This is a genomic window from Sphingomonas sp., from assembly GCF_030145815.1.
In the GTDB taxonomy this organism is placed as follows: domain Bacteria; phylum Pseudomonadota; class Alphaproteobacteria; order Sphingomonadales; family Sphingomonadaceae; genus Sphingomonas.
This window is the reverse complement of sequence record NZ_JAIXHL010000009.1, coordinates 161,902-177,262: the sequence shown is the minus strand read 5'-3', so window position 1 is coordinate 177,262 and position 15,361 is coordinate 161,902. Positions and strand designations below refer to the sequence as shown.

The 15,361-nt window shown below is 66.2% G+C and carries 19 protein-coding genes; 6 read left to right on the top strand and 13 right to left on the bottom strand.

What is annotated here, in order from left to right:
- Positions 1 to 51: 51 nt before the first annotated feature.
- Positions 52 to 633 (bottom strand): hypothetical protein, encoded by a 582-nt coding sequence (locus KYX69_RS10230; protein WP_300496769.1) that lies wholly within the window; start codon positions 631 to 633, stop codon positions 52 to 54.
- Positions 630 to 1,400 (bottom strand): SDR family oxidoreductase, encoded by a 771-nt coding sequence (locus tag KYX69_RS10225; RefSeq protein ID WP_300496767.1) that lies wholly within the window; start codon positions 1,398 to 1,400, stop codon positions 630 to 632. The genes KYX69_RS10230 and KYX69_RS10225 overlap by 4 nt, the downstream gene beginning before the upstream one ends.
- A 58-nt stretch (positions 1,401 to 1,458) precedes the next feature.
- Here KYX69_RS10225 and KYX69_RS10220 point away from each other — a divergent pair, with 58 nt between their 5' ends.
- Both KYX69_RS10220 and KYX69_RS10215 read left to right on the top strand, forming a co-directional pair.
- Positions 1,459 to 2,226 (top strand): ABC transporter ATP-binding protein, encoded by a 768-nt coding sequence (locus KYX69_RS10220; protein WP_300496765.1) that lies wholly within the window; start codon positions 1,459 to 1,461, stop codon positions 2,224 to 2,226.
- Entirely contained in the window at positions 2,223 to 3,749 is a 1,527-nt protein-coding gene (locus KYX69_RS10215) for an ABC transporter permease/substrate-binding protein (RefSeq protein ID WP_300496762.1), read from the top strand. Before KYX69_RS10220 ends, KYX69_RS10215 begins: the two co-directional genes overlap by 4 nt.
- Here the strand turns inward: KYX69_RS10215 and KYX69_RS10210 are convergent.
- Positions 3,746 to 4,036 (bottom strand): 4a-hydroxytetrahydrobiopterin dehydratase, encoded by a 291-nt coding sequence (locus tag KYX69_RS10210; RefSeq protein ID WP_300496760.1) that lies wholly within the window; start codon positions 4,034 to 4,036, stop codon positions 3,746 to 3,748. The two genes, KYX69_RS10215 and KYX69_RS10210, sit on opposite strands and share 4 nt — an antisense overlap.
- Before the next feature lie 39 nt (positions 4,037 to 4,075).
- Between KYX69_RS10210 and KYX69_RS10205 the strand changes: the two genes are divergently transcribed.
- From KYX69_RS10205 to KYX69_RS10195, 3 genes are read left to right on the top strand one after another with little or no spacing between them, the layout of a single operon-like run.
- The gene (locus tag KYX69_RS10205) at positions 4,076 to 4,486 is read left to right on the top strand and encodes a metallopeptidase family protein (RefSeq protein ID WP_300496759.1); all 411 of its coding nucleotides are present in this window, start codon (positions 4,076 to 4,078) and stop codon (positions 4,484 to 4,486) included.
- Entirely contained in the window at positions 4,483 to 5,067 is a 585-nt protein-coding gene (ccmA, locus tag KYX69_RS10200) for a heme ABC exporter ATP-binding protein CcmA (RefSeq protein ID WP_300496758.1), read from the top strand. Before KYX69_RS10205 ends, ccmA begins: the two co-directional genes overlap by 4 nt.
- Positions 5,064 to 5,708: a heme exporter protein CcmB gene (locus KYX69_RS10195; protein WP_300496755.1), complete on the top strand. Its 645-nt coding sequence runs from the start codon at positions 5,064 to 5,066 to the stop codon at positions 5,706 to 5,708. Before ccmA ends, KYX69_RS10195 begins: the two co-directional genes overlap by 4 nt.
- Before the next feature lie 297 nt (positions 5,709 to 6,005).
- Here KYX69_RS10195 and KYX69_RS10190 read toward each other — a convergent pair whose 3' ends face one another.
- The 9 genes from KYX69_RS10190 to KYX69_RS10150 all read right to left on the bottom strand — a co-directional run bounded on the left by KYX69_RS10190 (position 6,006) and on the right by KYX69_RS10150 (position 13,199).
- The gene (locus tag KYX69_RS10190; RefSeq protein ID WP_300496753.1) at positions 6,006 to 6,875 is read right to left on the bottom strand and encodes a class I SAM-dependent methyltransferase; all 870 of its coding nucleotides are present in this window, start codon (positions 6,873 to 6,875) and stop codon (positions 6,006 to 6,008) included.
- A 103-nt stretch (positions 6,876 to 6,978) separates the two neighbouring features.
- Entirely contained in the window at positions 6,979 to 8,379 is a 1,401-nt protein-coding gene (gene thrC / locus KYX69_RS10185) for a threonine synthase (RefSeq protein WP_300496750.1), read from the bottom strand.
- A gap of 319 nt (positions 8,380 to 8,698) precedes the next feature.
- On the bottom strand, positions 8,699 to 9,271 hold the full coding sequence (locus KYX69_RS10180; RefSeq protein WP_300496793.1) for an SURF1 family protein: 573 nt from the start codon (positions 9,269 to 9,271) through the stop codon (positions 8,699 to 8,701).
- Between the two features lie 47 nt (positions 9,272 to 9,318).
- Positions 9,319 to 9,693 (bottom strand): DUF983 domain-containing protein, encoded by a 375-nt coding sequence (locus KYX69_RS10175; RefSeq protein ID WP_300496748.1) that lies wholly within the window; start codon positions 9,691 to 9,693, stop codon positions 9,319 to 9,321.
- Positions 9,693 to 10,598 carry a cytochrome c oxidase subunit 3 gene (locus tag KYX69_RS10170; protein WP_300496745.1) on the bottom strand — a complete coding sequence of 302 codons (906 nt, stop codon included), beginning with the start codon at positions 10,596 to 10,598 and terminating at the stop codon, positions 9,693 to 9,695. Before KYX69_RS10170 ends, KYX69_RS10175 begins: the two co-directional genes overlap by 1 nt.
- A gap of 40 nt (positions 10,599 to 10,638) precedes the next feature.
- Positions 10,639 to 11,190 carry a cytochrome c oxidase assembly protein gene (locus tag KYX69_RS10165; RefSeq protein WP_300496743.1) on the bottom strand — a complete coding sequence of 184 codons (552 nt, stop codon included), beginning with the start codon at positions 11,188 to 11,190 and terminating at the stop codon, positions 10,639 to 10,641.
- A gap of 7 nt (positions 11,191 to 11,197) precedes the next feature.
- Positions 11,198 to 11,344, bottom strand: a complete 147-nt coding sequence (locus KYX69_RS10160; RefSeq protein ID WP_300496741.1) for a hypothetical protein — start codon at positions 11,342 to 11,344, stop codon at positions 11,198 to 11,200.
- Complete coding sequence (locus tag KYX69_RS10155) at positions 11,341 to 12,243, bottom strand: heme o synthase (protein ID WP_300496739.1); 903 nt, start codon at positions 12,241 to 12,243, stop codon at positions 11,341 to 11,343. Before KYX69_RS10155 ends, KYX69_RS10160 begins: the two co-directional genes overlap by 4 nt.
- 41 nt (positions 12,244 to 12,284) lie before the next feature.
- Positions 12,285 to 13,199, bottom strand: a complete 915-nt coding sequence (locus KYX69_RS10150; protein WP_300496737.1) for an acyl-CoA desaturase — start codon at positions 13,197 to 13,199, stop codon at positions 12,285 to 12,287.
- Between the two features lie 86 nt (positions 13,200 to 13,285).
- Between KYX69_RS10150 and KYX69_RS10145 the strand changes: the two genes are divergently transcribed.
- Positions 13,286 to 13,606 carry a metalloregulator ArsR/SmtB family transcription factor gene (locus tag KYX69_RS10145; RefSeq protein ID WP_300496735.1) on the top strand — a complete coding sequence of 107 codons (321 nt, stop codon included), beginning with the start codon at positions 13,286 to 13,288 and terminating at the stop codon, positions 13,604 to 13,606.
- A 75-nt stretch (positions 13,607 to 13,681) separates the two neighbouring features.
- Here KYX69_RS10145 and ctaD read toward each other — a convergent pair whose 3' ends face one another.
- Positions 13,682 to 15,361: a cytochrome c oxidase subunit I gene (gene ctaD / locus KYX69_RS10140; RefSeq protein ID WP_300496734.1), complete on the bottom strand. Its 1,680-nt coding sequence runs from the start codon at positions 15,359 to 15,361 to the stop codon at positions 13,682 to 13,684.

Below are 15,361 nucleotides of genomic sequence, written 5' to 3'. Positions count from 1 at the left end.
ATGGGTGGCCGGGTGGGGGAGCGGGCCGGTGCCGCCTAACTGAAAACGACTCTAGTCTTGCCAGCCCCACGGCATCGGCGGAGTCGCAATCGGCTGGGTCAGGTCGAACTCTACCCGAAAATGGCGGCCGGGTCGGCGCAGTTCATAGGCGAAGCGTGTCGGCGTCACCTCCATCGCCCAGACATTGGTGACCGATACGGCGCGATCATTGGCGCGGAACAGCGCGCTCGAATCGGCGTCGACCGGGAATTCCTGTCGCTCTGGCGTGCCGGGCGTGGCGGTGTCGCCGCCATACATGGTGAGCACGTCGCTGGTGCCGTCCTGATGCCGATGGTCGTGCTTCAGGCGCACCCCGGTTGCGGTGCGGGTGAGCACCCAGGTGCGCGAGCGATCCTCGCCGACATGGAACGGGATGCGGACGCGGTCGGACTCGCATGCGGCGACGTGCATCACCAAAGCCTGGCTGGCGAAGCTCGCGTCTGCCGCATCGGTGGTCACGACGCGCCCGGCATAGGCCTTGCCGCAATGCGCCGCGATTGCCCGCATGAAGCTGTCCTGCGGGTCGGTCGCCTTGCCCTGCCCCGCGCAGCCGGTCAGCGCGAGTGCGGCGGTGGCGAGGAGGACCGCCCTCACTTGCCGCCGCGCGCCTGTTTGCGCATCGACCCGCGCATGAAGCGCGATGCGAACCACATGCGGCGCGCGGTCTTGCCGACCAGGGTGTGGAGTTGATCGCCGTGCACCGCTTCCCAGGCAAGGCGGGCGGCTTCCTCGACCGGCGTAAACTCCAGCCGCGCGGCCTTGACCCGTTCACGCATCGTCGAATTGCTGCCCACGGGCAGGCCGTCGAGGATCGCGGTATCGATGAAGCTGGGCAGCAGCGCGCGCACACGGATGCCGTCGGCGACCCATTCGGCGTCGAGGGACTCGGTAAAGCCGCGCACCGCAAACTTGGTCGCCGAATAGATCGCGACCCCGCCGGTGCCATAGATGCCTGCCGCCGACGCGGTGTTGAGCAGGCAGCCGCCCGACGCCTTCAAATATTTATGCCCGGCATGCGCACCCCACACCACGCCCATCAGGTTGATGTCGACGCAGCGTTGCAACTCATCCACCGGCGTGTCGGCGAACACCCCGCCAACGCCGATCCCCGCATTGTTGAACAGCACGTCGATCCGCCCGGCGACTGCCGCGAACTCGGCCAGCGCGACGTCCCAAGCCGCGCGGTCGCGCACGTCGAGCAGGTGCGTCGAGACCGCTGCATCGCCGAGCAGCGCTGCGGTTTCGGCCATCCCGGCCTCGCTGACATCGGCAAGGCCGACGCGCCAGCCCTGTGCAGAAAAGTAGCGCGCAACCGCACGCCCGATTCCCGAACCCCCACCGGTGATGAAGATCGCCTGCATGGCGTCCCCTCCTGTATATTTTTGACCTAGAGTGGATCATTCCGCACAATGCGCTGCGATGCCAGCACAAACCGGACCCGCCATCGCCCTGAGTGACGTTTCCAAGGCATTTGGCGGCACGATCGCGCTCGATCGCGTATCGCTGACCATCAGCTCGGGCAGTTTCGTGGCGCTGGTTGGACAATCGGGCTCAGGAAAATCCACGCTTCTCAAAACGATAAACCGGCTGATCGCACCCGATCGCGGCACGGTGACAATCGATGGCGCGCCGGTTGATCAAGCGGCCCCGCATCTGCTTCGCCGCCGAATCGGATATGTTTTCCAGTCCGTTGGGCTGTTTCCGCACATGACTGTCGCCGAGAATATCGCGATCGGCCTGCGTATTGCGGGGGAGCGCGATACGGGCGCGCGAGTCGCGGAGCTGCTGACGCTGGTCGATCTGCCAGGTGCGCTTGCGGAACGGATGCCGGATCAGCTGTCGGGCGGACAGCGCCAGCGGGTTGGCGTCGCGCGGGCGCTGGCGACCGCGCCGGGGTGCCTGTTGATGGACGAGCCGTTCGGCGCGCTGGATCCCGTCACCCGCGCCGAACTGGGCCGCGCGGTGCGTGCGCTGCATGACCGGCTGGGGCTGACCACGCTGATGGTGACGCATGACATGGCCGAGGCGTTGTTGCTCGCCGACCGGGTGCTGGTGATGCAGGCGGGGCGGATCGTTGCCGATGCGACCCCGGCGTCACTGGCGCGCGGCGAAGGCGGGCCGGAGGCGCAGGCGTTGATCGCGGTGCCGATGCGCCAGGCCGACGCGCTCGAGGCGCTGAAGGCATGAGTGACGCCTTTACCCGCGTGCCCGAATTGATGGCGAGCCATCTGCTGCTGGCGATGGCGGCGCTGGCGCTGGGCATCGCGATCAGCCTGCCGCTGGCCGTGGCGGCAGCGCGCAACGCCACTTTAGGGCGCGTCGTGCTCGGCGCGGCGAGCCTGATCCAGACAATCCCGTCGCTGGCGCTGCTCGCTTTGTTCTACCCGGTGCTGCTGGCGTTGCGCGGCGTGGTCGGCGACTGGGTGCCGGCACTGGGATTTCTGCCCGCGCTGCTCGCGCTGACGCTCTATGCGATCCTGCCGGTGTTGCGGAATGCGACGACGGCGCTGGTGACGCTCGATCCGGCGTTGCGTGAAGCGGCGGACGGCGTTGGGATGACCGCGCGGCAGAAATTGTGGCTGGTCGAGGCGCCGATTGCCGCGCCGGTGGTGATGGCGGGTATTCGCACGGCGGCGGTGTGGACGATCGGCGCGGCGACACTGTCCACCACCGTGGGGCAGCCGAGCCTGGGCGATCTGATCTTTGCCGGATTGCAGACGCAGAATTGGGCGCTGGTGCTGGCCGGGTGCATCGGCGCGGCGGCACTGGCACTGGGGGTGGACCTGATCCTGAGCGTGGCCGAGGGCGGCATCCGCAACCGCAAGCCGTTGCTGGTGCGGATGAGCGCGGGGACGCTGCTCGCCGCGATCTGTGCTGCCGCCTTTGCGCTCGCCCCAGCGGCAGGCGGGCAGACAATGGTGGTGGGCGCGAAGGGCTTTTCGGAGCAGTTCATCCTCGCCCGGTTGATCGGCCAGCGGCTGGAGGCGGCGGGGTATCGCGTTGAGTATCGCGAGGGGCTGGGGTCGGCCGTGGCGTTCGGCGCGCTCGCTGGGGGCGATGTCGATGTCTATGTCGATTATTCGGGGACGATCTGGACCAACCAGATGCAGCGCAGCGATGTGCCGCCGCGTGAAGCCATCGTGTCGGGCGTGGGCGACTGGGCGCGATCCGAGCATGGCGTCGGCATGCTCGGATCGCTGGGGTTCGAAAATGCCTATGCCTTTGCGATGCGCGGTGAGGATGCGCGGCGGCGCGGGATTGCCACGCTGACCGATCTGGCGGCGCAGGCACCGGGGCTGGACCTGGCCACCGATGTCGAGTTTCTGGAGCGGCCCGAATGGCGCGCAGTGCGCGATGCCTATGGGCTGAGGTTCAAGTCGGCGCGGCCGTATCAGCCGACCTTCATGTATCGTGCGCTGGCGAGCGGGAGCGCGGATGTGATCCCGGCCTTTTCCTCCGACGGCCGGATCGCGGCGGACAGACTGGTGGTGCTGGACGATCCCAAGGGGGCTATCCCCGGCTATGACGCGATCCTGCTGGTCGCTCCGGACCGGGTGGAGGATGCGCGGTTTGTCGAGGCGCTGCGGCCGCTGGTCGGACGGATCCCGGTCGCGGCGATGCGGGAGGCGAATTTGATGGTCGACCGGGACGTTGACAAGAAGTCGCCGGACGAAGCGGCGCGGTGGTTGGCGGCTAAGGTCGGGCTTTAGTCAACCAGCGCGTCGATCGCCCGCGCCATGTCGATGTCGCGGCCCGACAGGCCGCCGGCGTCGTGCGTGGTCAGCAGGACGTCGACGCGGTTCCACACGTTCGACCATTCGGGGTGATGATCGGCCTTTTCGGCGAGCAGCGCGACCTGCGTCATGAAGGCAAAGGCCTGGCTGAAATCGTCGAAGGTGAAGCTGCGCGTGATCGCGTCGCGGCCGGTGTCGTGGTCCCATTCGGGCAGCCCTTCGAGCGCGTCGTCGCGTTCCGCCTGGCTCAGTTGTTCGACCATTCTTCCCCTCCGTTGCTGGGTGCGGCATAGCGCGGGTTGATGGCAGACAAAACCGAGACTTTCGCGCCGAGTGCGGAACAGATGGAAGCGCTCGCCCGCGCGGCGCTGGCGCGGATTCCCGAGCCGTTCGCGAGCCATTTGCCCGACATCGTGCTGATCGTCGAAGACTTTGCCGATGACGACACGCTGCGCGAGATGGGGATGGAAGATCCGTTCGAGCTGACCGGCCTCTATTCGGGGCGGCCGGTGGGCGAGAAGGAGGGGTTCGCGATCGGCGAAATCCCGCAGCCCGACACGATTCACCTCTACCGCGTTCCCCTGCTCGCCGAGTGGGTCGAGACCGGAGTGAGCCTGGAGGCGCTGGTCACGCATGTCGTGGTGCATGAGGTGGGGCATCATTTCGGGCTGAGCGACGACGCCATGCACGCGCTGGAAGACAGCGTCGCGTGAGCGATTGCGGCATCCGGCTGGAGGGCGTGGCGTGCGCGCGCGGCGGGCGGATGCTGTTCGAGGGGCTCGATCTGGCACTGGAGCCGGGTGGCGGGGTGCTGGTGACCGGGCCGAATGGTGCGGGTAAGTCGAGCTTGATCCGGATTATCGCTGGGCTGCTGAAGGCGAGCGCTGGGCGCGTTTCGGTGACGGGCGAGCGCGCATTGCTGGCCGAGGCGGCGGGGCTGGACCCGGAATTGCCGGTGGGGGAAGCGTTGCGCTTCTGGGCCGGGCTGGATGGGCGGCGCGACGCGGTTGAGGGGGCGCTGGAGGCGGTCGGGTTGCTGCACCTCACTCCGGTGCCGGTGCGGATGCTCTCGACCGGGCAGCGCAAGCGTGTGGGGATCGCGCGGGTGGTGGCGAGCGGGGCGCCGATCTGGCTGCTCGACGAGCCGGCGAACGGCCTGGACCACGGCGCGATCGGGGTGCTGGGCGGGCTGATCGCGGCGCACCGCGCGGCGGGCGGGATCGCGGTGGTGGCGACGCATCTGCCGATCCGCATGCAGGGCGCGCGGGAGATATTGATCGGGGGTGGCGCGTGAGCGGATTCGGCGCACTGGTCGCGCGCGAACTGCGCCGGGCATGGGCGGCGGGCGGGCTGACGCTGCCGATCGCCTTCTTCCTGTTGGTGGCCGTGCTGTTTCCGTTTGCGGTGGGGCCGGAGCCGAAATTGCTGGCGCGGATCGGCGGCGGGGTGATCTGGGCGGCGGCGTTGCTCGCCGCGCTCCTGCCGGTCGAGCGGCTGGTCGCGCCCGATCTGGAGAGCGGGGTGCTCGATCAACTCAGCGTGCGCGGCTGGAATGACGCGAGCGTCGCGGCGGCGAAGATCGTCGGGCATTGGCTGGGCTTTGCGCCAGCATTGCTGCTGGCGTGCGTGGTGGCGAGCGGGCTCTTGAATCTGTCGCTGGAACAGGCGCTGGCGGCGGGGCTGAGTTTGCTCATCGGCACGCCGGGGCTGGCGGCACTGGGCGTCGCGACCGCCGCGCTGACGGCAGGGCTGCGCGGCGCGGGCGCGGTGGCGGGGCTGGTGATGCTCCCCTTCGCGGTGCCGCTGCTGATCTTTGGCGCGGGGACAATGGGGAATGATCCGAGCGCGGTGAAGCTGCTGGGTGCGGTCAGCTTGCTGCTGGTGGCCGGGTGCCCGTTCGTGGCGGGCGCGGCGATGCGGATGGGGCGGGGGTAAATGACGGATTCCATAGCGACCAACTGCATGATCGGCGGCAGAAAGGACCGTCTGGCTCTTCGCAGGCGCTTCTGCGCTCGTAACCGACTGCTCCTTGAACCCGTCACTCGACGGCGGAAGTTCGGGTATTTGCACTACAAGGTCAGAATCCCGGCGGAATTGCCCAAAGATCGCGCGCTTCGGATCGCACGCGCAATGAAGGCGCGCCGTAAGCTACTAAAGTTGACACATGTCGCGGACGCACTTTGCAAATATGCTGGGCGCCCTACCGGACCAAAGGCGAAGCGCCTCCGGTAACTACCTGCTCCACCGCGCAAAGATGGCGGTCGGCAGCACCAGTCCCCGCGCCTCTTCGCGCACGCCGAGTTCGCCGCATTCGACCTTGCCGCCCAAGTCCGCGAAATGCTGGTTGAGCAATTCGCCGATCGCCAGCGCGGACATGCGGATCGCGTAGACAGTGAGGAACAGGAAGCGCGACTCACTGTCGAGCAGCTGGCGGCAGTCGGCGATCAGGCCGGGGAGGTCGCGTTCGAGTTGCCACACTTCGCCGGTCGGGCCGCGGCCATATTTGGGCGGGTCGAGCAGGATGCCGTCATAGCGGCGGCCGCGACGCACTTCGCGCGCGACGAACTTGGCGGCGTCGTCGATGATCCAGCGGACGGGCTTGTCGGTCATCCCCGACAGCGCGGCATTGCCCTTCGCAGCCTCGACCGACTTCTTGCTCGCATCGACATGGACGAGTTTAGCGCCCGTTGCCGCCATCGCCAGCGTGCCGACGCCGGTATACCCGAACAGGTTCATGACCTCGGGCGCATCGACCCCGGCGGTCTGGTCGCGCATCCAGCTCCACACCGGGGCCATGTCGGGGAAGAAGCCGAGATGGCGGAAGGGGGTGGTCTGGGCGGTGAACTTCGCCTCCTTCCACGCGAGCGGCCAGCCTTCCCGCGGGACCGGCTTGGTGAAGACCCAGCGGCCGCCGCCCTCGTCATCGGGCGCGGGCATGAATTCGCCGTGCGCGTCCCAGTCGGGCGACGCGGGTGACCACATCGCCTGCGGCTCGGGCCGGATGAAGCGGTAATCGCCATAGCGTTCGAGCTTGCGGCCATGGCCCGAGTCGACGAGGCCGTAGTCGCTCCAGGGCTCGCCGGTGAGGGTGATGAGGTTCATGGGGTGCCCCATAACCCGTTTGCCCTGAGCTTGTCGAAGGGCGTGTCCCGCGCCTCACGAAGGGCAGGCTGCGGCCCTTCGACAAGCTCAGGGCAAACGGACGTTAAGCCTTTGGCGTCCCCCGCTCCGCCACATAGCCGGTGATCGCCGCGAACGTCGCGGGGAGGACGTCATAGCGTTCCTCGCGGTCAAACAGGTCGCCGACGCGGGGCGGCAGGGTCGGGCGGATGCCGGTGGCGCGTTCGACCGCGGTGTCGAACTTGGCCGGGTGGGCGGTGGCGAGGGTGACGATCGGCACGTGCGGCGGGAGCGCGACCCGCTGCGCGGCGGCGAGGCCGATGGCGGTGTGGGGGTCGAGAATCTCGTCGGCGCGGGCATGCGCCCAGGCCATGGCGCGCGACATGTCGTCCGCCTCGATCCGGTCGCTGGCGAACAAGGATGCCGCGCCCTCCTGCTGCGCGTTGGTCAGGCGCATCGCCTTGCTCGATTCGAATCCGGCCATCTGTGCAGCAAGCGCGGGGCCATCGCGCCCGGCCAGGTCGAACAACAGGCGTTCGAAGTTGGAGCTGACCTGGATGTCCATGCTCGGCGCGGCGGTGGGCGTGACGGTGCCCGCCGAATAATCGCCGCTCGACAGCGCGCGGTGGAGAATGTCGTTGACGTTGGTCGCGACGATCAGCTTGGCGACCGGCAGGCCCATCTTCGCCGCGACGTACCCTGCGAAGACATCGCCGAAATTGCCGGTGGGGACGCTGAACGCGACTTCGCGCGCCGGGGCGCCGAGGCGGACGGCGGCGTAGAAATAATAGACCACCTGCGCCATCAGCCGCGCCCAGTTGATCGAATTGACCGCGGTGACGTGGAAGCGGCCCGAGAAGTCCGCGTCGTTGAACATCGCCTTCACCAGCGCCTGAGCGTCGTCGAAGCTGCCCTCGATCGCGATGTTATGGACGTTGGGCGCGAGCACGGTGGTCATCTGGCGGCGCTGGACATCGCTGACCCGCCCCTTGGGGTGGAGCATGAAGATGTCGATCCCCTCACGCCCCGCCACCGCGTCGATCGCCGCCGATCCGGTGTCGCCACTGGTCGCGCCGACGATGGTCAAGTGCCGGTCGGTGCCGGTCAGGAACTTTTCGAACAACAGGCCGAGCAGCTGGAGCGCGACGTCTTTAAACGCCAGCGTCGGGCCGTGGAACAGTTCGAGCAGGAAGTGGCGGTGGTCGAGCTGGACCAGCGGGGTCACCGCGTCGTGGCTGAACCGGCCATAGGCGCGCGTGCACAGGTCGCGCAGTTCCGCTTCCGTCAGGCTGCCCGCGACGAACGGGGCCATGACGCGAACGGCGGTCTCGACGTACGACAGGCCAGCCATGTCGGCGATCTGGTCGGGCGTGAAGCGCGGCCATTCGACGGGGACGTAAAGGCCGCCGTCGCTCGCCAGGCCGGCGAGGGTGACTTCGCGGAAATCGAGTTCGGGCGCGGTGCCGCGCGTGCTCTGGTAGCGCATGGCGGGCGGGGTAGCGGCGGTTGCCGGATGGGGCAAGAAAGTCTGGCTTTGGGCGGCTGTGGTGGGTGCGGGATTTGGGGGCGCACAAAGGCACGAAGCCACGAAGAGAAGAAGAAGGTTATTGGTTCGCGCAGAGGCGCGGAGACGCAGAGATGTTCGCCGCCGCGTCAGCGGCTCAGATCACATCATCGTTCCGCTTGCTTCGGCGGCACAGTTAGAGCGCGTCGCGCGAGCCTTACGCTCCGCGCCTCTGCGCCTCTGCGCCTCTGCGCCTCTGCGCGAACAAAATCTCTTCGTGCCTTAGCGCCTTCGTGCGCAATCAAGCCTTCTTCTTCTGCCGCCGCCGCCGCAGTGCGAGCAGGTAGATCACCACCGCGATCCCCGCGAACAGGAACCACTGCACGGCGTAGGCGAGGTGGTTGTTCGGCACGCTCGACGGGTCGGGCGGGGCGCTGGCGGACAGGCCCGGCGCGGGGGCGTCGGCGACGAGCATCAGGTTGCGCGGCGGGCGCTTGCCGAACAGCGAGGCGAGCAGCGGGGTCGAATCGGGAGCATGGGTGATGGTGCCGGTGACCGCTCCACCCTTCCATGCCGGCTTCACGCCGGGGGCGCTGCTGACGCCCATGTCGACCTTGACGCTCATCCCCTCCGCCCCGGTGCGGCAGTCGGCGAGGTGGCGCCAGCCGCTTTTGCCGGTCGCGTCGCGGCCGGCCTGTTCGCTCCAGCTGGCAACTTCGAGGCACATCAGCCCGGCGCGGCGGAACAGATGGTCGTCGCCGACCGGGGGGCTGGGGAAGGTCATTGCGGGCAGGTCGCGGTTGGCGGACAGGCGGGCGAGCTGCACCGCCTTTTCCCCGCGCCGGTCGAGCTGCCAGATGCCGAGGCCGATCATCGCCGCGACGGCGAGGCCGACCAGGATCGTGGGAAACAGCGGGAGTTTCACGCCTCGGGATCCTTCAGCCGCCCTTCACGCGCGGCGTTGCGATATTCGAGCGCGAGCAGCGCCCCCTTGGCCCAGCGCAGGCTGAACACGACCAGCGCCACGGTCACCGGCGGCCAGATCAGCAGGTGCAGCCAGACCGGCGGCTCGGCAGCCAGTTCCAGCCACACCGACAGGGCGACGATGATCGTGCCGATGATGAGGGTCAGGAACGCCGCCGGGCCATCGCCGACATTGAACGCGGCATAATCGAGCCCGCAGTTCGGGCAGCGATCGGCGAACTTTACCCAGCCTGCAAACAGAGAGGGCGCGCCGCATTGCGGACACGCCCCCTTGAATGCCGACTCCGTGACCGGAGGTGCGCTGTGGTCCATCAGCCGTGGACCGGCGCGCCCCAGCCGCCCCACACATAGACGGTGACGAAGAGGAACAGCCACACCACGTCGACGAAGTGCCAGTACCAGGCCGCCGCTTCGAAGCCGAAATGTTGGCGCGGGGTGAAATCGCCCTGATAGGTGCGCAGCAGGCAGACCATCAGGAAGATGGTGCCGACGATCACGTGGAAGCCGTGGAAGCCGGTCGCCATGTAGAAGGCCGACGAATAGTTCGACTTGCCGAACACGAACGGGGCGTGCGCATATTCATATGCCTGCACCGCCGAGAAGACGAGGCCGAGGATGATCGTCAGCCACAGGCCCTTCTTCACCACGTCATTCTCACCCACGCCGATCGCGCCCCACAGGCCGCGCATGGCACCGCCACGCTGGTTGTGGATCAGGCCGTGATGCGCCCAGGTGATCGTGGTGCCCGAGAGGAGCAGGATGAAGGTGTTGAGCAACGGCAGCTGGAACGCGTCGAGCACTTCCATGCCCTTGGGCGGGAACTGCGCGGCAATGTTCTGCGCCACTTCGACCACGCTGGCATGTTCGCCGCTGACGGCGATCGCGGCGGGGAACAGCGCATAGTTGAACCATGCCCAGAACCAGCCGACGAAGAACATCACTTCCGACGCGATGAACAGGATCATGCCATAGCGCAGGTGCAGCTGGACGACCGGGGTATGGTCGCCGGCATTGGCTTCCTTGATCACGTCGACCCACCACGACGCCATGCAGAACAGCACGGCGGCAAGGCCGGACATCATCACCCAGAAACCGGCCGGATGCTCCTTCATGTACATGAGGCCGCCGACCGCCAGCCACAGAGCGGCGAGCGAGCTGAGCATCGGCCACGGGCTGGGCGGGAGAATGTGATAGTCGTGGTTCTTGGCGCCTGCCATCGTCCGTCCCTGTTCGTTTCTGGCGTTGTTGCGACTTCCCCTAGCCCTTGGGCTTGGCGGAATCCACTGGGTAAAATGTGTAGGAGAGCGTGATCTTCTGAATGTCCTTCGTATCCGGATCCGTCAGGATCTTCGGATCGACGAAATAGATCACCGGCATGCGCACCGTCTCACCGGGCTGCAGCGTCTGCTCCGTGAAGCAGAAACACTGGATCTTGCTGAAATACTTCCCCGCCGCCTCCGGCGTGACATTGTAGGTCGCGGTGCCGGTGATCGGCACGGTCCCGGCGTTAGTCGCGGTGTAGAAGGCCATGTCGCGCGCACCGATGGCGATGGTGTCCGACGCCACCTCCGGCTTGAACTGCCAGCTCAGCGCCGGGCTGACGTTGGAATCGAACGCGACGGTGATCTTGCCGTCGACCGCGCCGGGCGCGGCACCAGCGCGCATGGTCGTACCGCCAAAGCCGGTGACCTGACAGAACAGGCGGTAGAGCGGGACGCTGGCAAAGGCGAGGCCGGTCATCGCCAGCACGCCGAGCACCGCCAGCATCGCGGTACGGAGCTTGGGATCCTGAGGGAGGGCTGCGATCATCGGAGACTCACTGCGCGCGAAGGGGCATGCCCATCTGGATCTTCACGATGCTGATCGCGAAGACCAGGATGACGAAGGCGAACAGCAGCACTGCCAGCACGCGGGCGCGCGACTTCTGGCGGGCGCGGATCAGGTCTTGGTCTTCGGGGGTCATGCCATGATCCTATCGGCGGCAACCGCGCCGAACAAGATGAAGAGGTAGGAGATCGAATAGGCGAACAGCCGCTTTTCGGGCTTCATCGTGTCGCCGTCGCTGGCCATGCGGGTCGCGACGTGCAGCGCGAGCAGGCCGAACAAGGCGGTCGTCGCAATCGAGGTCCAGCCATAGAGGCTGCCGGTCAGGCCGAGCGGCCAGGGTGCGACCGCCGCCACCGCCATGGGGATCGTGTAGAGGCCGATCTGAATCCGCGTCGCGCGCTCCCCCGCCACTACGGGCAGCATGGGCACGCCGGCATTGGCGTAATCGGTCTTCACGAACAGCGCGAGCGCCCAAAAATGCGGCGGGGTCCACAGGAAGACGAGGCTGAACAGCAGCACGGGCAGCAGCGCAATCTCGCCGGTCGCCGCCGCCCAGCCGATCAGCGGCGGGAACGCCCCGGCCGCGCCGCCGATCACGATATTCTGCGGCGTGCGGCGCTTGAGCCAGACGGTGTAGATCAGCACGTAGAACAGGATCGACCCGAGCAGGATGCCGGCCGCGACATAGTTGACCGCCAGCCCCATCAGGATCACCGACAGCGCGGCGACACCAACGCCGAAATGCAGCGCCGACTGGCGATCCATGCGCCCGGCGGGCAGCGGGCGGCTCTGCGTCCGCTTCATCTTGGCGTCGAGGTCCGCCTCATACCATTGATTGAGCGCGCCCGATGCACCGGCACCCAGTGCAATGCACAGGATCGCGGTGAAGCCGATAACCGGATGAATCGCGACGGGCGCGGCGAGCATGCCGCACAGGCCGGTGAACACGACCAGGCTCATCACGCGCGGCTTGGTCAGCGCAAGGAAATCGCGCCAGTCGGCGGGGATGGTCAGGGCGTGGTTGGCGACGGACATTTGTGGGGCGCTATAGGCGTGGTTGGCGCGCGGGGGAAGGGTCAGGGCAACACAGGTTGCAGCTTGCGCCGGCGCGCAACCATGCCGACGGGCGTGCGAATGTTCCATGCCAGCCCAAGTCGGGCGAGGAGCAGGATGAAGGCATAGCCCCAGTCGCTCTGGCCCGGGTGGATGCCGATTCGCGCCGAGCCTGGAAATGCATGGTGATTATTGTGCCACGCTTCCCCCATTGTCGGGATTGCTGCCCAGGGGACGTCATGGGCTTGCACCCCGGCATCGCGCACCAGCCAGCTTTGCGGCCCGCGACGATGGGCGAGGTGTCCAACGAACCAATGGCCCGTTACACAGATACTGACCCGCAGGCAGATACCCCAGATCACCCACGCCCATCCGCCAATCGCGAGCAGAACGAGGGCAAGCGGAAGCTGTTGCCAGCGCCAAGTCCTTTCAAGCCAGCGATAGGCCAGGCTTTCGCCTGCAGATCCGGCATCGAAGCCGGGCGGTTGATCGAGGGTGAGACGGCAGTGCAATTGCCACCATGCGTCTTTGAGCATCGATTCGCGGTGCGCCAGATAGGGATGGCAGTCAGGTTGGCGTTGCGCCCAATCCCGCAGATCATGCGTGCGGATCATCCCGATCGGCCCCGCCAGACCCACGAGAACGCCAGCATAGACCAACGCGAACTCAAGCCATTGTGGACAGTCGAAACTGCGATGAATCAATCGGCGGTGCATTCCGACGCTGTGCCCCGCGAGCAACGTTGCCCCCGTGAGCACGGTGAAGACTGCAAAGGCACTCCAACTGAACGTCAATGGGGTGCCAACAAGCGCGATGCCGAGCATCGCGCCGTTCCAGATCGACATCGCTGGATCCCAACGCACTGTGCCTTCAACGGGGGAGCAGCCGGGCAGCTCAATGATGGAGCGAACGGGTGGATCGTCGTCAAACACGGCCATCGCTGTCGGCTCCCAACTAATTAGGTAATAACTTAATTATCTAATTCCCATTGTCAACCGTCGCTTGAGGCCATAGGTTGTCAGCGATGCAGAAGGTTTTCGAAGCACTGGCGTCGGCTCCGCGCCGCAAGATTCTCGCCTATCTTTCCGAGGCTGAGCTGAGCGCGGGGGAAATTGCCGCGCGGTTCGACATGTCGAAGCCAGCGGTGTCGCAGCATCTGTCGGTCCTCGAGAACGCTGGACTGATCAGCAGCGAGAAGCGCGGGCAATATGTCTATTATCGGCTCGTGCCGGACGCGCTGGCAAACACGCTGAATGGCTATGTGCAGCAGGTTTGCCCAGTGTCACGCCCGCTGAAAGCGGAGAGCGCGCGGATCGCGCGGGATCGCAAACGCGACAGCGAATAGGCTGGGACACGACCGTAAAACCAAAACGCCCCGGAGTTTCCCCCGGGGCGTTTCGTGTTTCAGTCGTGACCGACCTCAGTGATGCTTGTCGTCGGCAATCACCGGGAGGGTTTCGAACTGGTGGAACGGCGGCGGGCTGGACAGGGTCCATTCCAGCGTCGTTGCACCTTCGCCCCAAGGATTGTCCGGAGCCTTCTTGCCCGCGGCGAGCGACCAGAACAGGTTGACGAAGAAGATCGCCATACCCGCCAGCATGATCACATAGCCCCAGCTGGAGATCTCGTTCCAGTATGCATAGGCGTCCGGATAGTCCGGGTAGCGGCGCGGCATGCCCTGAAGGCCCAGGAAATGCTGCGGGAAGAACAGCACGTTCACGCCGACGAAGAACACCCAGAAGTGCAGCTGACCCAGCAGTTCGCTGTACATCTTTCCGAACATCTTCGGGAACCAGTAGTAGAAGCCGGCGAACAGGCCGAACACCGCGCCCAGCGAGAGCACATAGTGGAAGTGCGCGACCACATAATAGGTGTCGTGCATGTAATCGTCGACGCCGCCGTTCGCGAGCACGACGCCGGTGACGCCGCCCACGGTGAACAGGAAGATGAAGCCGATCGCCCAGACCATCGGGGTCTTGAAGCTCATCGACCCGCCCCACATCGTCGCGATCCACGAGAAGATCTTGATGCCGGTCGGCACCGCGATGATCATCGTCGCGGCGGTGAAGTACATCTTCACGTTTACGCTCATGCCCGTCGTGAACATGTGGTGCGCCCACACGACGAACCCGACCACGCCGATCGCTACCATGGCATAGGCCATGCCGAGGTAACCGAACACCGGCTTGCGGCTGAAGGTCGACACGATCTGGCTGACGATGCCGAAGCCCGGCAGGATCATGATGTACACTTCGGGGTGGCCGAAGAACCAGAACAGATGCTGGTACAGCACCGGATCGCCGCCGCCGGCGGGATCATAGAAGGTGGTGCCGAAGTTACGATCGGTCAGCAGCATCGTGATCGCGGCGGCCAGAACCGGCAGCGCGAGCAGCAGCAGGAAGGCGGTGATCAGCACCGACCACACGAACAGCGGCATCTTGTGCAGGGTCATGCCCGGCGCGCGCATGTTGAAGATGGTGGTGATGAAGTTGATCGCGCCCAGGATCGAGCTGGCACCGGCAAGGTGCAGCGACAGGATCGCCATGTCCACCGCCGGCCCCGGCTCACCATAGGTCGAGAGCGGGGCATAGACGGTCCAGCCGGTCCCCGCGCCACCGCCGAAGAACGGTGAAGCGAGCAGGAGCACGAATGCCGGGACGAGCAGCCAGAAGGACAGGTTGTTCATGCGCGGGAACGCCATGTCCGGCGCACCGATCATGATCGGAACGAACCAGTTGCCGAAGCCGCCGATCATGGCGGGCATGACCATGAAGAACACCATGATCAGGCCGTGCGCGGTGATCAGCACGTTCCAGAAGTGCAGCGATTCGTCGAAGGTCTGCGGACCGCCATGCACGAATTCGGCGACATAGCCGAGATGCTGGATGCCCGGCTCGGCCAGCTCAAGGCGCATCACGCCCGAAATCGCACCACCGATGATCCCCGCGAGAATTGCGAAGATCAGGTAGAGCGTGCCGATGTCCTTGTGGTTGGTCGACAGGAACCAGCGGGCGAAGAAGCCCGGCACATGGTCCGCATGCGTGTCGTGATGGTCGTCATGCGCCGTAAAGGCGTGCGCGTCGCGTGCTGCGTCGGTCAT

Coding starts and splice junctions, on each gene's coding strand:
- KYX69_RS10205 (WP_300496759.1), top strand. CDS start 4,076: ATGGCAGACAAAACCGAGACTTTCGCGCCGAGTGCGGAACAGATGGAA.
- KYX69_RS10170 (WP_300496745.1), bottom strand. CDS start 10,598: ATGGCAGGCGCCAAGAACCACGACTATCACATTCTCCCGCCCAGCCCG.
- ctaD (WP_300496734.1), bottom strand. CDS start 15,361: ATGACCGACGCAGCACGCGACGCGCACGCCTTTACGGCGCATGACGAC.
- KYX69_RS10175 (WP_300496748.1), bottom strand. CDS start 9,693: ATGGACCACAGCGCACCTCCGGTCACGGAGTCGGCATTCAAGGGGGCG.
- KYX69_RS10210 (WP_300496760.1), bottom strand. CDS start 4,036: ATGGTCGAACAACTGAGCCAGGCGGAACGCGACGACGCGCTCGAAGGG.
- KYX69_RS10225 (WP_300496767.1), bottom strand. CDS start 1,400: ATGCAGGCGATCTTCATCACCGGTGGGGGTTCGGGAATCGGGCGTGCG.
- KYX69_RS10190 (WP_300496753.1), bottom strand. CDS start 6,875: ATGAACCTCATCACCCTCACCGGCGAGCCCTGGAGCGACTACGGCCTC.
- thrC (WP_300496750.1), bottom strand. CDS start 8,379: ATGCGCTACCAGAGCACGCGCGGCACCGCGCCCGAACTCGATTTCCGC.
- KYX69_RS10155 (WP_300496739.1), bottom strand. CDS start 12,243: ATGTCCGTCGCCAACCACGCCCTGACCATCCCCGCCGACTGGCGCGAT.
- KYX69_RS10215 (WP_300496762.1), top strand. CDS start 2,223: ATGAGTGACGCCTTTACCCGCGTGCCCGAATTGATGGCGAGCCATCTG.
- KYX69_RS10160 (WP_300496741.1), bottom strand. CDS start 11,344: ATGACCCCCGAAGACCAAGACCTGATCCGCGCCCGCCAGAAGTCGCGC.
- KYX69_RS10145 (WP_300496735.1), top strand. CDS start 13,286: ATGCAGAAGGTTTTCGAAGCACTGGCGTCGGCTCCGCGCCGCAAGATT.
- KYX69_RS10150 (WP_300496737.1), bottom strand. CDS start 13,199: ATGGCCGTGTTTGACGACGATCCACCCGTTCGCTCCATCATTGAGCTG.
- KYX69_RS10180 (WP_300496793.1), bottom strand. CDS start 9,271: ATGATCGGCCTCGGCATCTGGCAGCTCGACCGGCGCGGGGAAAAGGCG.
- KYX69_RS10165 (WP_300496743.1), bottom strand. CDS start 11,190: ATGATCGCAGCCCTCCCTCAGGATCCCAAGCTCCGTACCGCGATGCTG.
- KYX69_RS10220 (WP_300496765.1), top strand. CDS start 1,459: ATGCCAGCACAAACCGGACCCGCCATCGCCCTGAGTGACGTTTCCAAG.